Source organism: Serratia sp. FS14, assembly GCF_000695995.1.
GTDB classification, from domain to species: Bacteria; Pseudomonadota; Gammaproteobacteria; order Enterobacterales; family Enterobacteriaceae; genus Serratia; species Serratia nematodiphila.
In genome coordinates this window covers 4,281,659-4,304,504 of the sequence record NZ_CP005927.1, presented here as the reverse complement: position 1 = coordinate 4,304,504, position 22,846 = coordinate 4,281,659, and the positions used below count along the sequence as shown (strand labels likewise).

General features: G+C 58.0%; 19 protein-coding genes. 9 read left to right on the top strand and 10 right to left on the bottom strand.

The genetic code is table 11. The features are described from left to right. Positions 1-2: 2 nt before the first annotated feature. Positions 3-1,106 carry a YcbX family protein gene (locus L085_RS19720; RefSeq protein ID WP_044031525.1) on the bottom strand — a complete coding sequence of 368 codons (1,104 nt, stop codon included), beginning with the start codon at positions 1,104-1,106 and terminating at the stop codon, positions 3-5. A 103-nt stretch (positions 1,107-1,209) separates the two neighbouring features. On the opposite strand from L085_RS19720, the gene rlmKL reads away from it, so the two are divergent. From rlmKL to rmf, 6 genes are all read left to right on the top strand, one after another. Continuing rightward, positions 1,210-3,336 carry a bifunctional 23S rRNA (guanine(2069)-N(7))-methyltransferase RlmK/23S rRNA (guanine(2445)-N(2))-methyltransferase RlmL gene (gene rlmKL / locus L085_RS19715; protein WP_031299849.1) on the top strand — a complete coding sequence of 709 codons (2,127 nt, stop codon included), beginning with the start codon at positions 1,210-1,212 and terminating at the stop codon, positions 3,334-3,336. A 5-nt stretch (positions 3,337-3,341) separates the two neighbouring features. Beyond that, positions 3,342-5,246 (top strand): ABC transporter ATP-binding protein, encoded by a 1,905-nt coding sequence (locus tag L085_RS19710; RefSeq protein WP_044031524.1) that lies wholly within the window; start codon positions 3,342-3,344, stop codon positions 5,244-5,246. A gap of 73 nt (positions 5,247-5,319) precedes the next feature. Continuing rightward, entirely contained in the window at positions 5,320-6,636 is a 1,317-nt protein-coding gene (gene pqiA / locus L085_RS19705) for a membrane integrity-associated transporter subunit PqiA (RefSeq protein WP_015377352.1), read from the top strand. Next, the gene (pqiB, locus tag L085_RS19700) at positions 6,623-8,269 is read left to right on the top strand and encodes an intermembrane transport protein PqiB (protein ID WP_044031523.1); all 1,647 of its coding nucleotides are present in this window, start codon (positions 6,623-6,625) and stop codon (positions 8,267-8,269) included. Before pqiA ends, pqiB begins: the two co-directional genes overlap by 14 nt. Further along, on the top strand, positions 8,266-8,826 hold the full coding sequence (gene pqiC / locus L085_RS19695; RefSeq protein ID WP_044031522.1) for a membrane integrity-associated transporter subunit PqiC: 561 nt from the start codon (positions 8,266-8,268) through the stop codon (positions 8,824-8,826). The genes pqiB and pqiC overlap by 4 nt, the downstream gene beginning before the upstream one ends. 270 nt (positions 8,827-9,096) lie before the next feature. After that, on the top strand, positions 9,097-9,267 hold the full coding sequence (gene rmf, locus L085_RS24860) for a ribosome modulation factor (RefSeq protein ID WP_004928150.1): 171 nt from the start codon (positions 9,097-9,099) through the stop codon (positions 9,265-9,267). A 63-nt stretch (positions 9,268-9,330) separates the two neighbouring features. Here rmf and fabF read toward each other — a convergent pair whose 3' ends face one another. The 4 genes from fabF to L085_RS19675 all read right to left on the bottom strand — a co-directional run bounded on the left by fabF (position 9,331) and on the right by L085_RS19675 (position 13,792). After that, positions 9,331-10,608 carry a beta-ketoacyl-ACP synthase II gene (gene fabF, locus L085_RS19690; RefSeq protein ID WP_044031521.1) on the bottom strand — a complete coding sequence of 426 codons (1,278 nt, stop codon included), beginning with the start codon at positions 10,606-10,608 and terminating at the stop codon, positions 9,331-9,333. Further along, positions 10,605-11,132 (bottom strand): helix-turn-helix domain-containing protein, encoded by a 528-nt coding sequence (locus L085_RS19685; protein ID WP_031300129.1) that lies wholly within the window; start codon positions 11,130-11,132, stop codon positions 10,605-10,607. The genes fabF and L085_RS19685 overlap by 4 nt, the downstream gene beginning before the upstream one ends. 324 nt (positions 11,133-11,456) lie before the next feature. Then, on the bottom strand, positions 11,457-11,975 hold the full coding sequence (gene fabA / locus L085_RS19680; protein ID WP_004928144.1) for a bifunctional 3-hydroxydecanoyl-ACP dehydratase/trans-2-decenoyl-ACP isomerase: 519 nt from the start codon (positions 11,973-11,975) through the stop codon (positions 11,457-11,459). Positions 11,976-12,043: 68 nt separating this feature from the next. After that, positions 12,044-13,792, bottom strand: coding sequence for a Lon protease family protein (locus L085_RS19675; RefSeq protein ID WP_031300128.1), 1,749 nt, complete (start codon positions 13,790-13,792; stop codon positions 12,044-12,046). Positions 13,793-14,002: 210 nt separating this feature from the next. On the opposite strand from L085_RS19675, the gene matP reads away from it, so the two are divergent. Beyond that, the gene (matP, locus tag L085_RS19670) at positions 14,003-14,461 is read left to right on the top strand and encodes a macrodomain Ter protein MatP (RefSeq protein ID WP_004928138.1); all 459 of its coding nucleotides are present in this window, start codon (positions 14,003-14,005) and stop codon (positions 14,459-14,461) included. Positions 14,462-14,563: 102 nt separating this feature from the next. Here the strand turns inward: matP and ompA are convergent, their stop codons facing one another. Next, a complete protein-coding gene (gene ompA / locus L085_RS19665; RefSeq protein ID WP_015377358.1) occupies positions 14,564-15,643 on the bottom strand; it encodes a porin OmpA in 1,080 nt (359 codons plus the stop codon). Positions 15,644-15,998: 355 nt separating this feature from the next. Then, on the bottom strand, positions 15,999-16,505 hold the full coding sequence (gene sulA / locus L085_RS19660) for an SOS-induced cell division inhibitor SulA (RefSeq protein ID WP_015377359.1): 507 nt from the start codon (positions 16,503-16,505) through the stop codon (positions 15,999-16,001). Between the two features lie 229 nt (positions 16,506-16,734). On the opposite strand from sulA, the gene L085_RS19655 reads away from it, so the two are divergent. After that, complete coding sequence (locus L085_RS19655; protein WP_028128001.1) at positions 16,735-17,391, top strand: TfoX/Sxy family DNA transformation protein; 657 nt, start codon at positions 16,735-16,737, stop codon at positions 17,389-17,391. Positions 17,392-17,395: 4 nt separating this feature from the next. On the opposite strand, the gene yccS is transcribed toward L085_RS19655, so the two are convergent. Together yccS and L085_RS19645 are read right to left on the bottom strand one after the other, a co-directional pair. Further along, on the bottom strand, positions 17,396-19,531 hold the full coding sequence (gene yccS / locus L085_RS19650) for a YccS family putative transporter (protein ID WP_044031520.1): 2,136 nt from the start codon (positions 19,529-19,531) through the stop codon (positions 17,396-17,398). A 26-nt stretch (positions 19,532-19,557) separates the two neighbouring features. Next, a complete protein-coding gene (locus L085_RS19645) occupies positions 19,558-20,010 on the bottom strand; it encodes a YccF domain-containing protein (protein WP_004928120.1) in 453 nt (150 codons plus the stop codon). 166 nt (positions 20,011-20,176) lie between these two features. On the opposite strand from L085_RS19645, the gene helD reads away from it, so the two are divergent. Then, positions 20,177-22,231 carry a DNA helicase IV gene (gene helD / locus L085_RS19640; RefSeq protein WP_044031519.1) on the top strand — a complete coding sequence of 685 codons (2,055 nt, stop codon included), beginning with the start codon at positions 20,177-20,179 and terminating at the stop codon, positions 22,229-22,231. Between the two features lie 32 nt (positions 22,232-22,263). Here the strand turns inward: helD and L085_RS19635 are convergent, their stop codons facing one another. Continuing rightward, the gene (locus L085_RS19635) at positions 22,264-22,722 is read right to left on the bottom strand and encodes a methylglyoxal synthase (RefSeq protein WP_044031518.1); all 459 of its coding nucleotides are present in this window, start codon (positions 22,720-22,722) and stop codon (positions 22,264-22,266) included. Between the last annotated feature and the right edge of the window lie 124 nt (positions 22,723-22,846).

Sequence of the window (22,846 nt, the reverse complement as noted above, 5' to 3'; positions counted from 1 at the left end):
GTTTACGCCAGGGTCAAATCACTTTTCGGGATGCAGCTGCAGCACAGGATGGTGCCGTTGTCGCCCAGCGCGCTTTTCTTCAGGGGCGCGACTTCACCGTTCAGCAACGTAATGCGGCAACTGCCGCAAATCCCGGCGCGGCAGGAGTAAGGTACGCGGATGCCTTGCTGTTCCAACTGTTCGAGCAAGATCTGCTGGTTGTTGCCGGTAAACACCTTTCCTTCATATTCGATCGTGACGCTGTGCGCGCTGTCTTGCGGCGCCTGCACGCTCTCCACCACTTTGCCTGCGCCATAAGGGCGCGGCGGCTTGGTCGACAGCACTTCCACCGTATCGCCCACGCGGATGATGCCGCTGTTGCGGGCGATCATATTCTGGCCGAAATCGATATCGCCGTTGTCGGCGGAGCGGAATTTTTGCAGCGTGCTGAGCGGCTCGCCGCTCGGGTGCTTGCGGCCGCGCTCGGTGCTGACGGTGGTGAGCACGCAGCGGCTGCAGGGTTTCACCAGATCGAACATCACGTCGCCGACGCGGATCACCTGCCAGCCGTCCTCGGCCCAGGCGGTGGCGCCGCTCACCACCAGATTGGGGCGGAACTGCTCCAGCTTGATGCTGCCGGGGCAACGCTGCTGCAGATCGTTAAACGAAGCCTGGTTAATCAGCAGATAAGGATAGCCGTCCGCAAACGTCAGTGGGATTTCGGGGTGCTTCTTCACCCGGCGGGTCAGCTCCGGCCCCAGCCAGCGCAGCTGCACGTCGCGCTGGAAATAGCCGCTTAGCCAGCGGTTGATCTCATCTGGCGCGATCAGCGCGGTGAAATGGTTGCCCCACACCTCGGTCGGCTGCGGCGCGGCGGCGAAGTCGCTGAAGCGAATGGCGGCGCTTTCGCCGTCCGGCGCGGTCAGGAATAGCCCGTCCGGCAACAGCGCCGGCGTGAACAACACCATCTGCGGGTATTGGCGCGCGGTAATAAAGGTGCCGTCCGGCTCGGTGATCATAAAGTTGCGGTCGAAGGCCAGACCGCTGCTGCCGACCTGGGCGTAGGAAAGCTGCAGGCCGCGCAGTGATTTAACCGGATGGACGTAGAGTCTGGAAAGCGTGATCACCCTTATCTCCGTGCGATGATTAAATAGAAGGGAGCAACTTTATGACAAGCGGTGCGGATTAGCTATAATGCGCAACAATTTTCTTTTTGGTGATAAGTACGATATGAACTCTCTGTTTGCCAGCACGGCGCGTGGATTGGAAGAACTGTTAAAAAGCGAGCTGGAAGCGCTTGGCGCTCACGACTGCAAAGTGGTGCAGGGCGGGGTACATTTTCAGGGTGACGATCGTCTTCTGTACCAAAGCCTGCTGTGGAGCCGCCTGGCTTCGCGCATTCTGTTGCCGCTGAACGAATTCCGCGTGCACAGCGATCTGGATCTGTACCTCGGGGTGCAGGCGATCGACTGGCCGAGCATTTTTGGCGTGGATAAAACCTTTGCCGTGCATTTCAGCGGCGTGAACGAAGAGATCCGCAACAGCCAGTATGGCGCGCTGAAGGTGAAAGACGCCATCGTTGACAGCTTCACCCGTAAACTCGACCAACGCCCGACGGTCGCCAAGCAGCAGCCGGACATTCGCGTTAACGTCTTCCTGCAGCGCGATATGGCCAGCGTGGCGCTCGATCTGAGCGGCGAAGGACTGCATCAGCGCGGCTACCGCGATCTCACCGGCCAGGCACCGCTGAAGGAAAACCTGGCGGCCGCCATCGTGTTGCGTTCCGGCTGGCAGCCGGGCACGCCGATGCTCGATCCGATGTGCGGCTCCGGCACGCTGTTGATCGAAGCGGCGATGATCGCCGCCGATCGCGCGCCGGGCCTGCACCGTCAACACTGGGGCTTTAGCGCCTGGAATGGCCACAACGCCGAACTGTGGCGTGAAGTCACCACCGAAGCGCAGGTGCGTGCGCGTCGCGGCCTGCAGGAAACCGCCTCTCGCTTCTTCGGCTCCGATATCGATCGCCGGGTGATTGAAATGGCGCGCGGCAACGCCCGCCGCGCCGGCGTCGCCGAGCTGATCACCTTCAACGTCGGCGACGTCGCGCGCTTGACCAACCCGCTGCCGGAAGGCCCGCACGGCACGGTGATCAGCAACCCGCCTTACGGCGAGCGTCTGGAAAGCGAACCGGCGCTGATCGCGCTGCACAACATGCTGGGGCGCGTGATGAAAAACGCCTTCGGCGGTTGGCAACTGTCGCTGTTCAGCGCCTCGCCGGAGCTGTTGAGCTGCCTGCAGCTGCGCGCCGAGCGCCAGTTCAAGGCGAAGAACGGCCCGCTGGAGTGCGTGCAGAAAAACTATCAGCTGGCGGCAAGCCCGGCCGGTAGCGCCACCGGCGGCGTGCAGGTGGCGGAAGATTTCGCCAACCGTCTGCGCAAGAATTTGAAGAAGCTCGACAAGTGGGCGAAGCAACAAGGCATTGAATGCTACCGCCTGTACGACGCCGATCTGCCAGAATACAACGTCGCGGTGGACCGTTACGGCAGCAAGGTGGTGGTGCAGGAGTATGCGCCGCCGAAAACCGTCGATGCGCAGAAGGCGCGTCAGCGCCTGTTCGATGTGATCAACGCGACGCTGGCGGTGCTGGAATTGCCGTCGAATCAGCTGATCCTGAAAACCCGCGAGCGCCAGAAGGGCAAAAATCAGTACGAGAAACTGGCGCAGAAGGGCGAGTTCCTGCTGGTGGAAGAGTATAACGCCAAGCTGTGGGTCAACCTGACCGACTATCTCGATACCGGCCTGTTCCTCGATCACCGCATCGCGCGCCGTATGCTGGGCGAGATGAGCAATGGCAAGGACTTCCTCAACCTGTTCGCCTATACCGGCACCGCCAGCGTGCACGCCGGGCTGGGCGGCGCGCGCAGCACCACCACGGTGGACATGTCGCGCACCTACCTGGAATGGGCGGAGAAGAACCTGCGCGCCAACGGCCTGACCGGCCGTCAGCATCGGCTGATCCAGGCCGATTGCCTGTCTTGGCTGAGCAACGCCAATGAACAGTTCGACGTGATCTTCATCGATCCGCCGACGTTCTCCAACTCCAAGCGGATGGAGAACACCTTTGACGTGCAGCGCGATCATCTGGCGCTGATGAAAGATTTGAAACGGTTGCTGCGCCGCAACGGGACCATCATGTTCTCGAACAACAAGCGCGGTTTCCAAATGGATATGGCAGGGCTGAGCGCGTTGGGTCTGGAGGCGAAAGAGATCACCGCCAAGACGCTGTCGCAGGATTTTGCCCGTAACCGTCAGATCCACAACTGCTGGCTGGTGACTCACGCCGGCGAAGGAAAATAATTACTATGTCGTTAATCAGCATGTCCGGCGCCTGGCTCTCTTTCAGCGATGCGCCACTGTTAGACAACACCGAAATTCATATTGAAGACAACGAGCGCGTGTGTCTGGTCGGGCGCAACGGCGCCGGCAAATCCACGCTGCTGAAGATCCTCGGCAAAGAGATCCCGCTGGACGACGGCCGGGTGATCTACGAACAGGATCTGATCGTGGCGCGTCTGCAACAGGATCCGCCGCGCAATATCGGCGGCAGCGTGTTCGACTTCGTGGCGGAAGGCGTTGCGGAGCAGGCAGGACACCTGAAGGCCTATCACGCGATCTCCCACCTGGTGGAAAGCGATCCGAGCGAGAAAAACCTGGCGCGCATGGCGCAAATCATGGAGATCCTCGATCACCAGGGGCTGTGGCAGCTCGACAGCCGCATCAGCGAAGTGCTGCTGCAGCTGGGGCTGAACGGCGACGCCGAGCTTTCCTCACTGTCCGGCGGCTGGCTGCGTAAAGCGGCGCTGGGCCGCGCGCTGGTGAGCTCGCCGCGCGTGTTGTTGCTCGACGAACCGACCAACCACCTGGATATCGAAACCATCGACTGGCTGGAAGGTTTCCTGAAAGAGTTCGACGGCAGCATCGTCTTCATCTCGCACGACCGTTCGTTTATCCGCAACATGGCGACGCGCATCGTCGATCTGGATCGCGGCAAGCTGGTTTCCTGGCCGGGCAACTACGATCTGTATCTGCAGAGCAAAGAAGAAGCGCTGCGGGTGGAAGAGCTGCAAAACGCCGAGTTCGACCGCAAGCTGGCGCAGGAAGAGGTCTGGATCCGTCAGGGAATCAAGGCGCGCCGCACCCGCAATGAAGGCCGCGTGCGCGCGCTGAAGGCGCTGCGCGTCGAGCGCTCGCAGCGCCGCGAAGTGATGGGCACCGCCAAGATGCAGGTGGAAGAGGCGACCCGCTCCGGCAAAATCGTGTTCGAGCTGGAAGACGTCAATTATCAGGTTGGCGAAAAGGTGCTGGTGTGCGGTTTCTCCGCCCAGGTGCAGCGCGGCGACAAGATTGCGCTGGTGGGGCCGAACGGCTGCGGCAAAACCACGCTGCTGAAACTGATGCTCGGTCAGCTGAAAGCCGACAGCGGCCGCGTGCACTGCGGCACCAAGCTGGAAGTGGCCTATTTCGACCAGCACCGCGCCGATCTCGATCCTGAGCGCACGGTGATGGACAACCTGGCGGAAGGCAAGCAGGAAGTGATGGTCAACGGCCGTCCTCGCCACGTATTGGGCTATCTGCAGGACTTCCTGTTCCACCCGAAACGCGCGATGACGCCGGTGAAGGCGCTGTCGGGCGGTGAGCGTAACCGCTTGCTGTTGGCTAAGCTGTTTCTGAAACCGAGCAATCTGTTGATCCTCGATGAACCAACCAACGATCTCGACGTCGAAACGCTGGAGCTGCTGGAAGAGCTGATCGACGGCTATCAGGGCACCGTGCTGCTGGTCAGCCACGATCGTCAGTTCGTTGACAACTCGGTGACCGAGTGCTGGATCTTCGAAGGCAACGGCGTGATCAATGCCTTCGTCGGCGGTTACTACGATGCGCATCATCAGCGCGCGACGGCGAAACCGATTCGTCAGGCGGCGCCGAGCGCGAGCAAACCGGCGGCGGAGAAAAAGGCCGAACAGCCGAAGAAAACGGCGGCCAAGCTGAGTTACAACCTGTTGCGTGAGCTGGAACAGTTGCCGCAGCGGCTCGAACAGCTGGAAGCGGAAATCGAAGCGCTGCAGGCGCAGATGAGCGACGCCGACTTCTTCACGCGGCCGCATAGCGAAACGCAAGAAGTGCTGACGGCGCTGGCTGATGCCGAGCAAGCGCTGGAACAGGCTTTCGCCCGTTGGGAAGAGCTGGAAGCGATGAAAAACGGCTGACCGTTGCGATGCCGCCCGCGCGCTGCTGCGGGCGGCATCGACGTGCCGGTGAGCGACGTTATTTAGGAGGAATATGGTGTGTTCCCACAACAATCATCAGCAGCATAGTCATTCCGCACCCTCGGCGGCGCAGCAGGATAACCTGATGCTGTGTCCGCAGTGCGACATGCTGGTGGCGCTGCCGCCGCTGGCCTATGGCAGCAAAGCGGTATGCCCGCGCTGCAAAACCACGCTCAGCGCCCGCTGGGACGAGCCGCGCAAGCGGCCGATCGGTTACGCGCTCAGCGCCTTGTTCATGCTGGTGCTGGCCAACATTTTCCCGTTTATCAACATGCGCGTCGCCGGCCTCGGCAACGAAATCCGGCTGATCCAAATCCCGGAAGTGATGGTGGCGGAAGACTACGCCAGCATGGCCACCTTGTTTATGGTGTTCGTGCAGCTGATCCCGGCGTTTTGCATGGTGGCGATTATCCTGCTGTGCGCCAGAGTGCGCTTGCCGCTGGGGCTCAAAGAGTGGATGGCTCGGGTGCTGTTCCAGTTCAAGACCTGGTGCATGGTGGAAATTTTCCTTGCCGGGGTGCTGGTCAGCTTCGTCAAGCTGATGGCCTACGGCGATATCGGCATCGGCAGTAGCTTCGTGCCTTACTGCCTGTTCTGCCTGCTGCAGGTGCGCGCCTTCCAGTGCGTGGATCGGCGCTGGCTGTGGCAGGATATCGAACCGGCGCCGCGACTGCATCGCCCGCTGACGGTGGGGCGCACCGGCATGCGCCAGGGCGTGCGCTCCTGCGCGTGCTGCACGGCGATCCTGCCGGCCGATCAGGTGCGCTGTCCGCGCTGTCACACCAAGGGCTACGTGCGGCGTCGTCACAGCCTGCAGTGGACGCTGGCGCTGCTGGTGACCTCTGTCATGCTGTATATTCCGGCCAACCTGATGCCGATCATGGTGACCGAGGCGCTGGGCAACAAGATGAACTCCACCATCATGGCGGGGGTGATCCTGCTGTGGGGGGACGGCTCTTATCCGGTGGCGATGGTGATTTTCATCGCCAGTATCATGGTGCCGTCGCTGAAAATGTTGGCGATCGGCTGGCTGTGCTGGGATGCGAACGGCAGGAAGAAACCGCGCGCCGACAGCGAGCGTATGCATCTGATTTATGAAGTGGTCGAATTCGTTGGCCGTTGGTCAATGATCGACGTGTTTGTGATCGCCGTGTTGTCGGCGTTGGTGCGAATGGGGCAGTTGATGAGCATTTATCCCGCGACGGGCGCCGTGCTGTTCGCGCTGGTGGTGATCCTCACCATGTTCGCCGCCATGACATTTGATCCCCGGCTGACCTGGGATCGCGCAAGTGAAACAATCAACAAGGAGCCGCAAGGTGACGGAAAATAATCATAGCGTCGCAGACGTTGAGAAGATCAAACGCTGGTCGCCGGTGTGGATCATTCCCATCGTGACCGCGCTGATCGGCGCCTGGATCCTGTTTTACCACTTCAGCCATCAGGGGCCGGTGGTGACGCTGGTGACCACGACGGCGGAAGGGCTGGAAGCGGGTAAAACCAAAATCAAAAGCCGCAGCGTTGACGTCGGGGTGGTGGAAACCGTCACGCTGAGCGATGACCTGAGCAAGGTGATGGTGCAGGCGCGTCTCAATTCCGGCATGGAGAAATTGCTGCGCCAGGATTCCGCCTTCTGGGTGGTGAAGCCGCAGATCGGCCGTGAAGGCGTCTCCGGGCTGGGCACGCTGCTCTCCGGCGCCTATATCGAACTGCAGCCGGGCAACAAAGGCAAAGACGGCAAAGACAACTATCAGCTGCTCGATGCGCCGCCGCTGGCTTCCCCGGATGCCAAAGGGTTGCGCATCGTGCTGGACAGCGAGAAATCAGGCCAGCTCAACGCCGGCGATCCGGTGCTGTTCCGCGGTTATCGCGTCGGGTCGGTGGAAACCAGCTACTTCGATCCTAAAGAACGCGCCATGCGCTATCAGCTGTTCATCACCGCGCCTTACGATCAGTTGGTCACCACCAACGTGCGCTTCTGGAAAGACAGCGGCGTGGCGTTCGATATGTCGGCACAGGGCATGCGGGTGGAGATGGGCTCGTTGACCACGCTGTTCAGCGGCGGGGTCAGTTTTGACGTGCCGGACGGTTGGGATCGCGGCGAACAGGCGAAAGAAAAGGCGGAATATCAGCTGTTCGACAACCAGCGCAGCACGCAGGATTCGCTGTATACCGTGCATAAAGACTACCTGCTGTTCTTCTCCGACTCGGTACGCGGCCTGCAGCCGGGCGCGCCGGTCGAGTTCCGCGGCATCCGTCTGGGTACGGTGGCGCAGGTGCCGTTCTATAAAGACGGCATGGCGCAGCGTCTGGATAACGATTACCGCATTCCGGTGCTGATCCGCATCGAGCCGGATCGCTTCCAGAAACAGCTGGGCGGCAACTTCGATATTGAAGGGCACCTGAAAGATGCGGAATCTCGCGGCATGCGCGCCTCGATGAAGTCCGCCAACCTGCTGACCGGTTCGCTGTACATCGATCTCGACTTCTATCCGCAGGAAAAACCGTGGAAAGGGCCGCGCGAGCTGTTCGGTTACCCGCTGATGCCGACCACCAGCGGCGGTCTGGCGCAGATCCAGCAGAAACTGATGCAGACGCTGGATAAGATCAACTCGATGCCGATCAATCCGATGATCAACGAAGCGACCAAGACGCTGGCGGAGAGTCAGAAAACCATGAAGTCGACGCAGCAGACCATGAAGTCGCTGAACGACATCATCGCCAGCAAAGAGATGCAGGCGCTGCCGCAGGACATGCAGAAAACGCTGTTGGAACTGAACCGCAGCATGAAAGGGTTCCAGCCTGGTTCACCGGCTTACAACAAGATGGTGGGCGACATGCAGCGCCTCGATCAGGTATTGCGTGAGCTGCAACCGGTGCTGCGCACCCTGAATGAGAAGAGCAACGCGCTGGTGTTTGAAGCCGCCGGCAGCACTGACCCTCAGCCGAAGAAGGCCACGAAATGATGAAATGGATCCCGGTAGCCCTGGCGCTGTTGCTCAGCGCCTGCAGCAGTTCGCCACAGAAGACTTACTATCAGTTGCCGGCGCTGGGTGCGCCTGCTGCGGCCAGCAGCAACGGCGCTTCCACGCGTCAGCTGTGGCTGGAACACGTGAGCGTGGCGGATTATCTGGCGCAGAGCGGCGTGGTGTATCAGACCAACGACGTACAGTATGTGATAGCCCAGAACAACCTGTGGGCCAGCCCGCTCGACCAGCAGCTGCAGCAAACGCTGGTCACCAACCTGAGCAGCGCGCTGCCGGGCTGGGTGGTCTCTTCGCAGCCGATGAGCAGCGATCAGGATGTGCTGAACGTGACCATCAGCGGCTTCCACGGCCGTTTTGACGGCAAGGCGATCATTCGCGGCGAGTGGGTGCTGAATCGCCAGGGGCATTTGATCAAAAGGCCTTTCAACCTGGAGCTGAAACAGGGTGAAGACGGCTATGATGCCCTGGTGCGCACTCTGGCGCAGGGATGGCAGCAGGAAGCTCAGGCTATCGCAGCACAGATGGGCGGCATTTAGTCATAATTTGGTCTAAAATCGTCTAATCCCTGTCGGCGTGAAAATCCGTTTTTTCTCGCTGGCAGGGATTTCTATTTAATTTCAAACAGTTAACCACTTTCCCGGCAGATCAGCCACTTAGCACTTTCCTCGGGCGTAGCTCACAAATATGACATTGGCGTGAATTTTGCGCATTGATCTTCTCTTCTTTTAGCGCTATTGATTACTCGTGGCTGCGCAAAAAGCAGCCATTGTTTTCTTTCCACCAGACCAAAATGAGGGAAACGAGGCATGAAGAGACAGAAACGCGATCGTCTGGAAAGGGCGCATTCGAGAGGGTATCAGGCAGGTATTTTAGGGCGTTCCAGGGAACATTGTCCCTACCAATCATCGGTGGACGCCCGGTCTCAATGGCTGGGAGGTTGGCGAGAAGCCATGGAAGACAGGGCTGTGACCGCTTAAGCGGCTCCCTGTCAAATAAAAGGAATAACCTCCGCCCTTGGCGGAGGTTTTTGTTTGTGCCGTTTACTCGTCCTGCCAGCGTTTCAGTAGAATACTCGCATTCACGCCGCCAAAGCCGAAGCCGTTCGATAAGGCGTAGGTTATGTTCATCGATTCAGCCCGTTTCGCGACCAGGTGTAAACCTGCCGCCGCCGGATCGGGATTGTCCAGATTCAGCGTCGCGGGGGCGATCTGATCGCGCAGCGCCAAGGCGGTAAAGATGGTTTCCAGCCCCCCGGCGGCGCCGAGCAGGTGCCCGGTGGCGGATTTTGTCGAGGTTACCGCGACGCTTCCTGTCGTGCCAAACAGGTGTTTGATGGCATTGATTTCGCCCAGATCCCCTACGGGTGTCGACGTCGCGTGTGCGTTTAAATGCTGAACCTCTTCTGGGGCGATGTTCGCCTGCCTCAACGCGATTTTCATCGCCCGATAAGCACCGTTGCCGTCTTCGGCACCGGAGGTCATGTGGTAGGCGTCGGCGCTGGTGCCATAACCGACGATTTCCGCGAGCGGGGTGGCGCCGCGCGCCAGCGCGTGTTCCAGCGTTTCAATCACCAGCATGCCGGCACCTTCCCCCATGACAAATCCGTCCCGTGCACTGTCGAAAGGCCGGGAAGCCTGCCTTGCCAACTCGGCCGGAGCGGTGGACATGGCGCGCGCGGCGGCGAACCCGCCCAGGCTGACGGTATCTATAGCGGCTTCGGTACCGCCGCACACGGCGATATCGGCTTCATCATTGCGGATCATACGCACTGCGTCGCCAATGGCTTGCACGCCGGCGGCACAGGCGGTGACCGGCGCGCCAATCGGCCCCTTGAAGTGGTGTTTGATTGAAACGTGGCCGGCCGCCAGATTGACCAGGAATGAGGGGATGGTGAACGGCGACAGCCGCTTGGCGCCGCGGCTGTCGGTGGTGCGCACCGCCTGGGCAATCGCCGGGAAGCCGCCAATGCCCGAGGCGATGACGGTGGCGGTGCGCTCTTGTTTTTCGTCCGTATCGGCTATCCAGCCGGCCTGACGAACGGCTTCATCCGCCGCCGCCATAGCAAACAGGATAAAGCGGTCCATTTTCTTTTGGTCCTTGGGGGCGACGGAGGCGTCGGGGTTGAAGCCCGCTTCAGCATCTTGCGCCAGCGCCGGGACCTGTCCTCCGACCTTGACCGGTAAATCTGCACCGATCTCGTCAGGCAACGCCCGAATGCCGGACTCTCCTTTTAACAAACGTTGCCAGATGGCTTCAACACCGCACCCTAGCGGTGAAACGGCGCCCATGCCGGTAATGACGATACGACGATTGCTCATGATGGCTCCTTGGTAAATTCGGGTAAATCGGCGAGGCGCCGTTGCCGCATCAGTGCGGCGCGTTGATGTATGCCTTCATTTGCCGCAGGCCCTGGTGCCAACGTAATAAACTGCGGCGGCACCTGCTGTTGGGTATCGACATTGACCAATTGGACCTGGATCGGCCGATCGGTGCGGCCGTCGACTAACAAGGCGCTGATGTCACCATCGATCAAATGGCGATTGCCCCATTCTGAGAGAGCTGCCAGCACGGGGAGAAAATCGTTGCCGCGTTCGGTGAGCAGATACTGATAGCGAACCGGCCGCGTTTGATAACGTTGCTTATGCAGAATGCCGTGGGCTACCAAATCCTTCAGTCGCCGGGCCAGGAGAGTCGGTGACATCCCCAGACTTTGTTGGAATTCGTCGAATTTGGATAACCCCTGAAAGGCATCACGCAGGATCAGAATGCTCCACCATTCTCCGACACGATCTAATGAACGTGCGACGGGGCAAGGTGCATCGCTAAAGCGGGTTTTTTGCATATCGGCCCTTAGTTGGTACATTTATTGTAGTTACATGGGTGGCTATACTAGGTGATTTTAAGGGGCAAGAAAATAACCGGATGCAAAAAACGCTATCGTGTCGATAGCTGGCTGTGGGAGGGGGCGCTCAAATTGGCCTGTGGCTTTGACCGTTTCGGGTAGGAAAAGGGTAGAGACAGGAGGGATAAATCGGTTCGGTAGCGGGCGATTAAAGGAGGTAGGTAGTCTTTAAACGGTAAGAGAAAGAAATGCCATCACGCTGGGCGTGATGGCATGCGAAGAGCATTAGCAAAGAAGACGATGGCCGCCCTCTCGTCTGCGTGATTAGAACGCTGTGGTATCCTTGAACAGACCCACTTTCAGATCGGTGGCGGTATAGATCACTTCGCCGTCAACCAGCACTTCGCCATCGGCGACGCCCATGATCAGCTTACGGGTGATGACGCGTTTGAAGTTAATACGGTAGGTCACTTTTTTCGCGGTTGGCAGCACCTGGCCGGTAAACTTGACTTCACCAACGCCCAGCGCGCGGCCTTTGCCTTCGCCACCCAGCCAACCGAGGTAGAAACCGACCAACTGCCACATCGCATCCAGGCCCAGACAGCCTGGCATGACCGGATCGCCGATAAAGTGGCAACCGAAGAACCATAGGTCCGGATTAATATCCAGCTCCGCTTCCACATAACCTTTGTTGTGAGTCCCGCCGTCTTCGGTCATCTTGACCACGCGGTCCATCATCAACATGTTACCTGCCGGCAACGGTGGGCCACCGGCGCCGAACAGCTCGCCACGGCCGGATGCTTCGAGGTCTTCTTTCGTATAGGAATCGCGTTTATCTACCATGTTCTCAGTAAGCCTTATTTTAATGAAGGACGCAGGTTAGCTAACACGTGTACGCTGAACAAGTCCGATCAGCCGTGGTTGAACCAGTTGAGCCAGCGCAGCGGCCACGGACGACGGCGTTCCTGCAGGCTCACCTGCGCAATCCGTTCCTGAATGGCCGCCAACAAATTCGGCTGTTGTTCGTCAGAGTAGAGGCAACCTGTGAGTAAAGGCAAGGCTTCCGCCGCGCTCTCTACCGCCCACAGATGGAACTGCCCCTCGCGCACCGCGTCGACGATATCTTGACGCAGACACAGATGGCGCACGTTGGTCACGGGCAATACGACACCCTGTTTGCCCGTCAGGCCGCGGCGTACACAAACCTCGAAGAAACCTTCGATCTTTTCGTTAACGCCACCTATCGGCTGTACGTTGCCGAATTGGTCGACGGAGCCGGTGACGGCGATCTGCTGGGTGATCGGTTGCTGTGACAGGGCGCTGACCAATGCGCATAGCTCAGCCAGCGAGGCGCTGTCACCATCCACTTCACCATAAGATTGCTCAAAGACGATGGAAGCGGAGAAGGGCAGCTGCTGATCAAGATCCAGTTCGGCGATCAGAAACGCCTGCATGATCATCATGCCTTTAGCGTGCAGGTTGCCGCCCAGTTCGGCTTTGCGCTCGACGTCGGTGAACTCGCCGTCGCCGAGATGCACAACGCAACTGATCCGTGACGGTTCGCCAAAGCTGCGTGGATGACCGGGATAATCCAGGACAGACAGACCGTTGATCTGTCCGACCACTTCACCCTCGGTCTCAATCAGGATCTGACCCAACTCAATCTCATCCTGCATACGCTCGGCCAGATAGCTTTCGCGCCATTCTCGGGCATTTAACGCCGCCTCGAACGCTTTGGCCGTAATGCGATCTTCTTCGGCATACAGTGCGGCTTCGGATAGCTGCTGGCCAAGCCAAACCGGCGAGAGTGGCAGAATGCCCTGATCGCCACTGTAACGCACAGCCTGGACGATCAGCGGCGGCCAGGCGTCGTTCGCCAGCATCGGCAATTGCTGGTCGGCAATCACGCCGTTGACGTAACCGCACCACTGCGTCATATCATCAACTTCAGTCAGCTGCAGATCGTCTTCGAATTCACCGTAGATCGCTTGTTCACTCAGTTCCGGCTCGATATCGTGAAAATCGGCCAGGCCGTGACGATCGCCGACTACAATCAGCCGCAGATCCAGCGGCATCGGTGGAATGGCTACCGGCAGCGGGCGGGTTTCGTCTGGCGAAACCCAGTGGAACTGACGCTGGCCGATCATTTGCTTCAGCCGCAGCCACAGCAACGGCTGAGCAAGCAGCGCCCGCGCCGACAGAATCAGAATGCCGCCGTTGGCCTGGTGCACCAGACCCGGCTGCAGGGTAATGTCGCCATTGTGGATCCGTACGCAGCCAAACAGCTGTTCCGGTTCAATCCACTCCTGGAACAGACAAGCGCCGCCGGCGGCAAAAGGTTCATCGCCACGGCTGGCTGGCTCGACGCTGACCTTGCCATCCTGAATGACATAGTGGCTGCCGCGGCATGCCGTATTTTTCGGCAGCAGTGGTTTGACGGCGTGAGCGATCAGTTCCAGATACTCTCGCGTTTCTTGCGCTTTCAACAGCATGAAACGCGGTGGCGATTGGGGGTGGCAAAATAGCGTCAGGGCATTTTCCAGCCGAGGCTGAATGGCGGAAAAGGGCACGGGTGCCAACTGAGCGGCGGTATCAAATATCGCCTGATAAGGCGTTACGTCCGGCAATAAAGATTGCCATTCAAGTCGGTTATTGGTCAAAGTGTTAGATGCAATCGTTAAAAAGGGAAAGGGCGATTATACAAGAATAACGGCGGCTTGATACATGTGGAGTGCCAGTTGGCATCAGGGAGTTTGACATCGCGCGGTGACTGTGCAAAAAACAGTCTAAAAGACGGTTTAATTGCCGGGGAAATTCGGCGCAAAGCTGTTATGCTTATTTGAAGTTACGCGGTCACTGAAGAGCTCAAGATGAAATATCAGCAACTGGAAAATCTGGAGAGCGGTTGGAAATGGAAGTACCTGGTGAAAAAGCATCGGGAAGGGGAACTCATTACCCGCTACATTGAAAACAGCGCTGCTCAGGAGGCGGTTAACGAGCTGCTGAAGCTGGAAAATGAGCCGGTAAAGGTACTTGCATGGATTGCCGCTCATATGAATCCGGAACTGGATAACCGGATGAAACAAACGATCCGCGCCCGCCGCAAACGTCATTTTAACGCAGAACATCAGCATACGCGTAAAAAATCTATCGATCTGGAGTTTTTGGTTTGGCAACGATTGGCTGCCCTGGCGCGCCGCCGTGGCGTTACGCTGTCGGAAACCGTCGTGCAGCTTATCGAAGACGCTGAACGCAAAGAAAAGTATGCGAACCAGATGTCGTCGTTGAAAGAAGACTTGAAGGCGATTCTTGGCAAAGATCCCAAGTAAGCGCGTGAGAACGCCCCTATGGCGCCAGGCATTGAATGTTCTGGCAACAAGAGGACGAAAAAAAACCCCGCATTGGCGGGGTTTTTTATTAGGCGAGTAAACTTAGCCCTGAGGCTGAGTTACAACGTCTTTGATACCTTTAACTTCGATCTCTACGCGACGATCTGGTGCCAGGCAAGCGATCTGAGCTTTGGTTGCGCGGCCAGATTTGTAGCCACAGGTGTTGCCTGTAACTGCATCTGCTTCACCCATACCACGTGCAGAGATTTTGTCTGACGGGATGCCTTTGGAGACCAGGTAGTCAACAACGCTCTGTGCGCGTTGTTCAGACAGTTTCTGGTTGTACTGGTCAGAACCAACGGCGTCGGTGTAACCCAGAACAACTACGGAGCCGTCTTTAGGATCCATGGAGCTCAGCTGGGTGTACAGCTGATCCAGAGCCTGCTGGCCTTCTGCTTTCAGAGTAGATTTGTTGAAGTTGAACAGCACGTCAGACTTCAGAGTGAAACGCTTGGTTTCAACAACTGGAGCTGGAGCCGGAGCTGGTGCTGGAGCAACTACGTCATCCTGACCGAAGCGGTAAGAAACGCCCAGGCTCAGCATGGTGTTGTCTGGACGTGCGCCAACGGTACCTGCGTCACCGATGTTGCTTACGAACTGGTAATCCAGGCGGGTAGCCCAGTTTTTGGTCAGTGCGTATTCAACACCAACAGCAGCCAGCGGAGAAACGCCGGTGTCGTGGTCGCTCAGACGCTGACCAGTACGGCCGTAGTTAGCTTTGGAGTCTGCACGCCATACCATACCACCCAGACGAGTGTAGATGTCCAGATCGTCAGCAATTGGGTAGCTCAGTTTAGCGGCCAGTTGAACGCCCTGCGCTTTGAAAGCACCGTTGTTCACGCTGCCTTTGTAAGGCATGCGGCCGAGCCAGTCATAGCCCAGCTCGAAGCCCAAGTATTGGTTTGCCTGGTAGCCCAGGAACGCGCCGGCACCCAGCTGATCTTTGTGGGTTGGGCCGTTGCCGATACCGTTCTGGTAACCGTTACCGTAGAAACCAGTGTCGTGGTACTGGGACCAGCCCAGTTTAGCACCGGTGTACCAGGTGTTATCTTTTGGAGCGGCTTGCGCTACGGTAGCGAAACCTGCCAGTGCCACTGCTAATGCGATAGCTGTCTTTTTCATTTTGCGCCTCGTTATCATCCAAATAGGCAATGAGCTTTAAAGCTGTTTAAGCCCTTGGTTAAATTCCTTCGCCAAGGTTTAAGCCCTCGTTTGTTACTCGCCAGTTTTTCTGACGTTATAGAGCAACCTTGGCGATGTAAAGTCTACAACGTGGCGCGAAAGTTACAAGTGTGATGTGATAAGGCTCTAAAAAAAACGCGGAATCGTACATATTTGCTAACATTCTTAGCCTAAAAAAGCGGCGATTCATCGAGCGTTTTTGCCTGCCAAACCGCAGCCGGACTCGCTTTTTGCCTTCCCCCACAAAGGTTCCGCTTAGGGGGTGCGAAAATGATGGGAAAAATCCTAAATTTACTTAATGATACAAAGAAGAGTGAATTTTTAGGGTAGAACAGTGTCCGTGAGTCGGGCTAATGTCACGTTGAGGGCGCATGATAAACCCATAGGCATTACCCAATTCTGCCGCACGTCTTAATTTTAGACGATCCTCCTCCGTTAGCTCGGGCAACCAGCCGAGAACCACGCTGTAATTTCCCGTTTGCAGCGCTTTTTCCATCGCCTCGACCGTATTCACCGGGCTGATCTGGCTCAGTTGCACCATTTTATCTACAGGCAGACCGGATTGCTGCAGCCATTGCTTGCTTAATTTTTGCTGCGGCGTCAGCCACAGAAGCCAGCGAGACTGCTTGCCCAATTGCAGCAGCAGGGGCAACAGTAATTGAGCCACTGCGGGCTGGCGCTCGTTGTAAACAAGTTCACTGATCAAGCCATTCTCTTTGCCGATATCCGTGTTCTTCGCAACATTGCGCGTTGTATAAGAGCCATGGCCGAAATGAGGTTGGTAGAGTGATTGAGTACGCATAAAGTTCCCGCCCGTCGTGTTACTGTATGTTTATACAGTATCTCTGATTTAGGATAAGATCAACCCAAATTTTCGTAGCGGCTCGCATAATTGCGATCATTTTTTGTACTGGCGGTTTTTGTGATTGGCAGGCGGGCGGATAGTGCGTATTTTTCTAATTAGTTGTTCACGTTACTTTTTTCATTGATGAGAGAAATAATACGGCCAGAACCTAAAAAGGAGGAACGCTATGAAAAGGATGTCGACGAGAAGGATCGCGCAGGCTAAAAATTGCTTTGCGGCGCTGGGCGCCATCACAACACGATCACAGTTTGGCGGCTATGGGCTGCTGGCTGAAGGGGTAATGTTTGCGGTGGTAGCGGAAGGTGAATTGTACTTGCGGGCTACGGCGAGCATGGAACCGGCCTTTCGTGCCCGGGGCATGGTCAATATGGTCTATTCCAAGCGCGGTGTGCCCATCACCTTGCGCTATTACTGGGTTGACGAGTCGCTGTGGCGGGAACGCAACGAGCTGGTAGGGCTGGCCTGGCAGGCCATCAGGGAAGCACGCCGAGAGCAGCGGCTCAAGGCTGGCGATCACGGCAGATTGAAGGCGTTGCCAAATATAGATGTCAACATGGAGCGCTTGCTATGGCGAGCGGGTATTCGCAATGCCTATGACCTGCGGCTGCATGGCGCCAAACGTAGCTATCTTCGCCTGCTGCAACAGCAGACCAATCTGGGGTTGCGCGTGCTGCTGTCGCTGGGCGGCGCGATAGCCGGCTATCATCAGGCGGCATTGCCGACCGAATTGCGCAACGAACTGGTGCGCTGGTTCGATCATACGATGGCTATGCGCCGCCATGGGCATGAGCCAGTAGTTCAGGGCCCATCGAGCGGGCCCTGAAGAATTAGGTTGCCTTATTGATTTGGGTATGGAGTGCGGTGAGTTCCGGCAGCAGCTCGAGCATTAGCCCCACCTGCTGCAAAACCAACTGTTCTTTGCTTTCAGGTTCCGGAACGGCTGTGCGAATGCGCTCCGCCAGCTGTTCCAGCGCTTGCGCAATGCGCTGGCTGTTCCGTTCTTCTTGATGTAAGGCGCCGTCCACGTAACACACGGCATCATTGAGCAGATCGAGTGTGGCAGGGGTATTCAACCGCTCGCGGTGCGCCCCCAACGCCGAGATATAACTCAGGAGAGTGTGGTTCAGGCAGAGCAGACGGAAGGCGGCTTCTTGCAACGCCTTGTCGGCCTTGGGATCGGCGGACATGTTGGAGATGACCGAAGCCAGTTCAGCATCGCTGTTGTGGGCATCTCGCCGCGCGATGCGGTAAGCGAGCCCGTTATCCTTACCCTGATGATATTGCACCAGAATGGCGTCCAGATAGCGACAGTTGGCATTCAGCGTTTTATCCACTATCGCCGGCAGTTGGCGGAACTTCCAGTCCGGCCAGATAAAGCTGACCGCCGCCCAGGCGATGGCGCAACCCAACAAGGTATCGTAAACGCGCGGGGCTGCTACTTCGAAACCTTCACCCAACAGGTTAAAGCACAGCAACACAAGCAGCGTAATGAACATCGTTGCATGGGCATACTGCACGGTGCGAAAAGCGAAGAACAGGACACCGGTGATGACGATCAACACCAGTTGTCCTTCCACGGAAGGCACGAAATAGAGGATTGGCAGGCCGATCAGGATACCGGCCAGAGTGCCGATGATGCGCAGCGCCAGGCGCCGGCGGGTTGCGTTGTAGTTCGGTTGGCAGACGAACAGGCTGGTCAACAGGATCCAGTAACCGTGTTGCATGCCGGTGAACTGGATGAAGGCGTAACCCACGCACAGCACTACCGACATGCGGATCGCATGGCGGAACAGGGCCGACTGCGGCGTCAAATGGCGGCTGATGCGCAGTCGGATGTCGCTCCAGCCGGTTAAGCGATCGTCGGCCAGGCTGTTCTCTTCCGCCTGCCCGCTGGCCAGCGTCTGCTCTGACTCGATATTGGCCAGCTGCGCATCGATCGCATGCAGGTTTTTCAGCAGGTGCGCCAGCGCTTTGGTTTGCTCTGAATTGCCCTGGGTTTCGGTTATGCGTGCCAAGGCATCCTGAATGCGGCTGAAGGCTGGCTCAAAACGCGGGTTGTGCTGGTATTTTTGCCGCAGCAGGATCGATTGTGCCAGCTGGCGGCAGGCGCGCGCCTGCATGCTCAGCAAACGCTGGAAGCGGAATAAAATATCGCTGTGACGGAATTGCCGGCTGAGCGCGTGGTACTGAACATGGGAAGAGCTGGCGCGTTCGTGGATATCCTGCGCGACAAAATAGTAGTGCAAGGTGCGGCGGGTGCCGCGTTGGCCGCGATCGCCTTTCAGGCGCGTCAGCAGCGAGGCTTTGGTCTGGTTCAGCAACGCGACCAACGCGCTGTTGGCCATCGCGACATCCATCCATGGCAGGTCGGCGTCGCGTTCGGCGTCGGGATCGAACAGGTTGGCCTTGGCATCCAGATAGTTGGCCAGCTGCTCGTAGCAGCGTGCCAGGTTCTCTTGCAGCGGCCGGATAGGGAACAGCAGGTGGCCCGCCAGCGTCAGCAGGTTATACCACAGCGCGCCGATCACCAGCAGCAGCGGTTGCTGATACCAGGCATCGTACATGGCGGTGCCGAGCATGGTGTAAACCGCGATCAGCAGCGCGCCGAAGGCGATGGTGGCGTAACGTTGCCCTAAGGCGCCCAGCAGGATAAAACCGCAGGTTGAGGTGGTTAAGCCAAGGGCGAACAACCAGGGATAGGGAAACAGCAGTTCGATTGAAGCGGAGGCGACAAAGAAGCACACCAACGTGATCAGCAGGTTGCGTAACCTGCCGGCCAGGCGGTCGTCCAAATCGGTCAGTGCCGCTGCCACCACGCCCAGCGTCAGCGGGATAGTCAGCTTGGGAATGCCCAGCCACCAGGGAACGGCGGTGGTGCCGATCAGCGCAATAAGAATGCGCAGGTGGTACAGCAGATTGCTGTTGTAGGTATAACGACGTACTGCGGGTGCAAAAGAGAGCACAAAAAACTCCTCAAACGGAGAAAAAATTAACGCTGATGATAGTGGCGGCGAGCATTCTCAATACGCGCTTGCTGAGCCATTTCTACCGAGACGACGCGGCGCCCCACCGGCCACAGCGCGATGGCGGCTATTTTGAAATTGGCGATACCGACCGGAATGCCGATGATTGAAACGCATTGCACGATACCGGCGGCGATGTGCGACAGGCACAGCCACCAGCCGAACAGCACCAGCCAGATAATGTTGAGCAGTGAGCCGCCGGCGGAGAGCAGCGCATTGCTTTTCTCCGGGTACAGTTCATCGACATGTATCGCCTCGTTGCCAAACGGCACCAGCGACAGCTTGGTGATTTCCCAGCAGGAGCGAGTGAGCGGCAGCGTGATGACCAGCAGCACGCTGAACACTGTCGCAATGAGCCAGCCTAGCGTGGTGAAGAAACCGCCCAACACAAAATTAAGAATATTCAGTACAGTACGCATAGACGTCATTCTGCTCTAATGATAGCCAAACCGCGATGCGGGCGTATTCACGATAAAAACGCAAAATCTATTCTACCCTTTTTTTAGCGCTAGAGTGCCACTGCTTATCGCAGGTAAACTGGCAGATATCCGTTATTTACTCTCAACATAGTCATGGCGCGACGATATGGAACTTAAAGCGACATCGCTGGGGAAACACCTGGCTCAGCACCCTTATAACCGCGTGCGGTTGCTGCACGCCGGCGTTGAGGTGAGCGGGGAAAAACATGAATACCTGATCCCCTTCAATCAACTGATTCAGGTCAGGTGCAAGCGTGGCATCGTCTGGGGCGAGCTGGAATTTGAATTGCCGGACGAAAAAGTGGTGCGGCTGCACGGTACCGAATGGCAGGAAACGCAGCGTTTTTATCACTATCTGCAGCAGGCGTGGCAGCACTGGAGCGCCGAAATGAGTGAGGTCAGCGCCGGCGTGCTGCAACAGCAGGTGGCGCAGATTCAGCGCATTGAGCAGCAAGATAAATGGTTCAAAAAGTCTGAGCTGGGCAAGCTGCAGCAGCAAATTCGTGAGGCTTTCTCCGCGCTGCCGATGCCGGTAGCGCGCCTGGATGAATTCGATAACTGCCGGGCCGATTACCATCTGTGTCTGCAATGGCTGCAGCAGGGGCAACGCAGCGTTGAACAACGCAACCGGCAGTGGACCGATCGCATGCTGGAGCAACATCACGACTTCTTCCAGACCGTCGAGAGCTCGCCGCTCAACGACGCCCAGAGCCGGGCGGTGGTCAATGGCGAGGATTCCGTGCTGGTGTTGGCCGGCGCCGGCAGCGGCAAAACGTCGGTGCTGGTGGCGCGCGCCGGCTGGCTGCTGCGCCGTCAGGAGGCGGAGCCGGGGCAAATCTTGCTGTTGGCGTTCGGCCGCCAGGCCGCCGGCGAGATGAACGACCGCATCAAAGAACGTTTGGGCGATGTCGGCATTCAGGCCAAGACCTTCCATGCCTTGGCGCTGCAAATCATTCAACAAGGCAGCCGCAAAGCGCCGGCCATCAGCCGGTTGGAAACTGATGCCAACGCGCGCAAAGCGCTGCTGATTACCCATTGGCGCCAACAGTGCGCGGAGAAGAAAGCCCAGGCCAAGGGGTGGCGTCAATGGTTGGCCGAAGAGCTGGAATGGGAAGTGCCGGAAGGCGACTTCTGGCAAGATAAACGCCTCGCGGATCGCCTGGCGGGCCGGCTCGAGCGGTGGCTGGGGTTGATGCGCATGCACGGCGGCAGCCAGGCGGAAATGATTGAGCAGGCGGATGAAGAAATCCGCGATCTGTTTTCAAAACGCATCCGGCTGATGGCGCCGCTGCTGAAAGCCTGGAAAAGCGCCTTGAAAGAGGAAGGGGCGGTAGACTTCTCCGGCCTGATCCATCAGGCAGTCAACATTCTCGACAAGGGGCGCTTCGTCAGCCCGTGGAAACATATTCTGGTCGACGAATTTCAGGATATCTCACCGCAGCGTGCGTTATTGCTGGCGGCATTGCGCCGACAGAACAAGCAGACCTGCCTGTTTGCGGTGGGGGATGACTGGCAGGCGATTTATCGCTTCAGTGGCGCAGAGTTGACGTTAACCACGGCTTTTGCCACCCACTTCGGCGAAGGGGCGCAGTGCGCGCTGGACACGACTTATCGCTTCAACGAACGTATCGGCGAGGTGGCCAACCGGTTCGTGCAGCAGAATCCGCACCAGCTGAAAAAACCGCTCAACAGCCTGAGCAAGGGCAATAAAAAGTCGGTGGCGATCCTGCCGCACGAGCAGTTGGAACCCTTACTGGACAAGCTGAGTGGCTACGCCAAGCCAGATGAACGCATCCTGGTGCTGGCGCGTTACCATCATCTGAAACCGGAAGCGTTGGCGAAAGCGGCCACCCGCTGGCCTAAACTGAATCTGGAGTTTATGACCATCCACGCCAGCAAGGGGCAGCAGGCGGAATACGTCATCATTGCCGGTTTGCATGAGGGGCGTGACGGTTTCCCCGCCGTGGCGCGCGAGTCGGTGTTGGAAGAGGTGCTACTGCCGCGGCCGGAGGATTTCCCGGATGCCGAAGAACGCCGTCTGCTGTATGTCGCGTTAACTCGCGCTAAACATCAGGTATGGCTGTTGCAGGATCGTGAGCACCCTTCGGTATTCGTTGAACACCTGCAGGATCTTGGCGTACCGGTGCAGAAAAAACCGTAAGCTCGGGCCTGGCGGCAGCCAGGCCGTGAGGACTACTTCAGGCGGTCTTGCAGGTAGCGCTGATAGTCGGGGATAGCGATCTCCACCTCGCTTTTGAACAGCGGAGAGTCGATCAGAAAGTCCGCGGTCGAGCGGTTGGTGGCCACCGGAATATTCCATACGGTCGCCAGCCGTAGCAGCGCCTTCACGTCCGGATCGTGCGGCACCGCGTTCAACGGATCCCAGAAGAAGATCAGCATGTCTATCTTGCCTTCCGCAATCAGTGCGCCAACCTGCTGATCGCCGCCCATCGGCCCACTCAGCATGCTGGTGACGGGAATGCCGCTGGCGCGCTGTATCAGGTTGCCGGTCGTACCGGTGGCGTACAGCTGATGCTGCGCCAGAATAGTCTTGTGGCTTTCTACCCACTCCAACAGGGCCTGTTTGCGGTGATCGTGCGCCACCAGCGCAATGTGTTTGCGCGCGGCGATAGCGCGAGTAGTCAATTCCATCTCGGTGTCCTTCGCTAATCAGGGGGATGTGCGACAGATTACTGAAACTGTTTTTCACTGCCTAGCGTTTGCGCTTGAAAATGCGAAGAAAAGGCGCCTTTGCGGGGAAAGACGCCGGGAGGGA

Coding starts and splice junctions, on each gene's coding strand:
- L085_RS19710 (WP_044031524.1), top strand. CDS start 3,342: ATGTCGTTAATCAGCATGTCCGGCGCCTGGCTCTCTTTCAGCGATGCG.
- sulA (WP_015377359.1), bottom strand. CDS start 16,505: ATGCGTACTCAATCACTCTACCAACCTCATTTCGGCCATGGCTCTTAT.
- L085_RS19635 (WP_044031518.1), bottom strand. CDS start 22,722: ATGGAATTGACTACTCGCGCTATCGCCGCGCGCAAACACATTGCGCTG.
- L085_RS19685 (WP_031300129.1), bottom strand. CDS start 11,132: ATGCAAAAAACCCGCTTTAGCGATGCACCTTGCCCCGTCGCACGTTCA.
- ompA (WP_015377358.1), bottom strand. CDS start 15,643: ATGAAAAAGACAGCTATCGCATTAGCAGTGGCACTGGCAGGTTTCGCT.
- helD (WP_044031519.1), top strand. CDS start 20,177: ATGGAACTTAAAGCGACATCGCTGGGGAAACACCTGGCTCAGCACCCT.
- fabF (WP_044031521.1), bottom strand. CDS start 10,608: ATGAGCAATCGTCGTATCGTCATTACCGGCATGGGCGCCGTTTCACCG.
- pqiA (WP_015377352.1), top strand. CDS start 5,320: ATGGTGTGTTCCCACAACAATCATCAGCAGCATAGTCATTCCGCACCC.
- fabA (WP_004928144.1), bottom strand. CDS start 11,975: ATGGTAGATAAACGCGATTCCTATACGAAAGAAGACCTCGAAGCATCC.
- rmf (WP_004928150.1), top strand. CDS start 9,097: ATGAAGAGACAGAAACGCGATCGTCTGGAAAGGGCGCATTCGAGAGGG.
- pqiC (WP_044031522.1), top strand. CDS start 8,266: ATGATGAAATGGATCCCGGTAGCCCTGGCGCTGTTGCTCAGCGCCTGC.
- L085_RS19645 (WP_004928120.1), bottom strand. CDS start 20,010: ATGCGTACTGTACTGAATATTCTTAATTTTGTGTTGGGCGGTTTCTTC.
- matP (WP_004928138.1), top strand. CDS start 14,003: ATGAAATATCAGCAACTGGAAAATCTGGAGAGCGGTTGGAAATGGAAG.
- L085_RS19655 (WP_028128001.1), top strand. CDS start 16,735: ATGAAAAGGATGTCGACGAGAAGGATCGCGCAGGCTAAAAATTGCTTT.
- rlmKL (WP_031299849.1), top strand. CDS start 1,210: ATGAACTCTCTGTTTGCCAGCACGGCGCGTGGATTGGAAGAACTGTTA.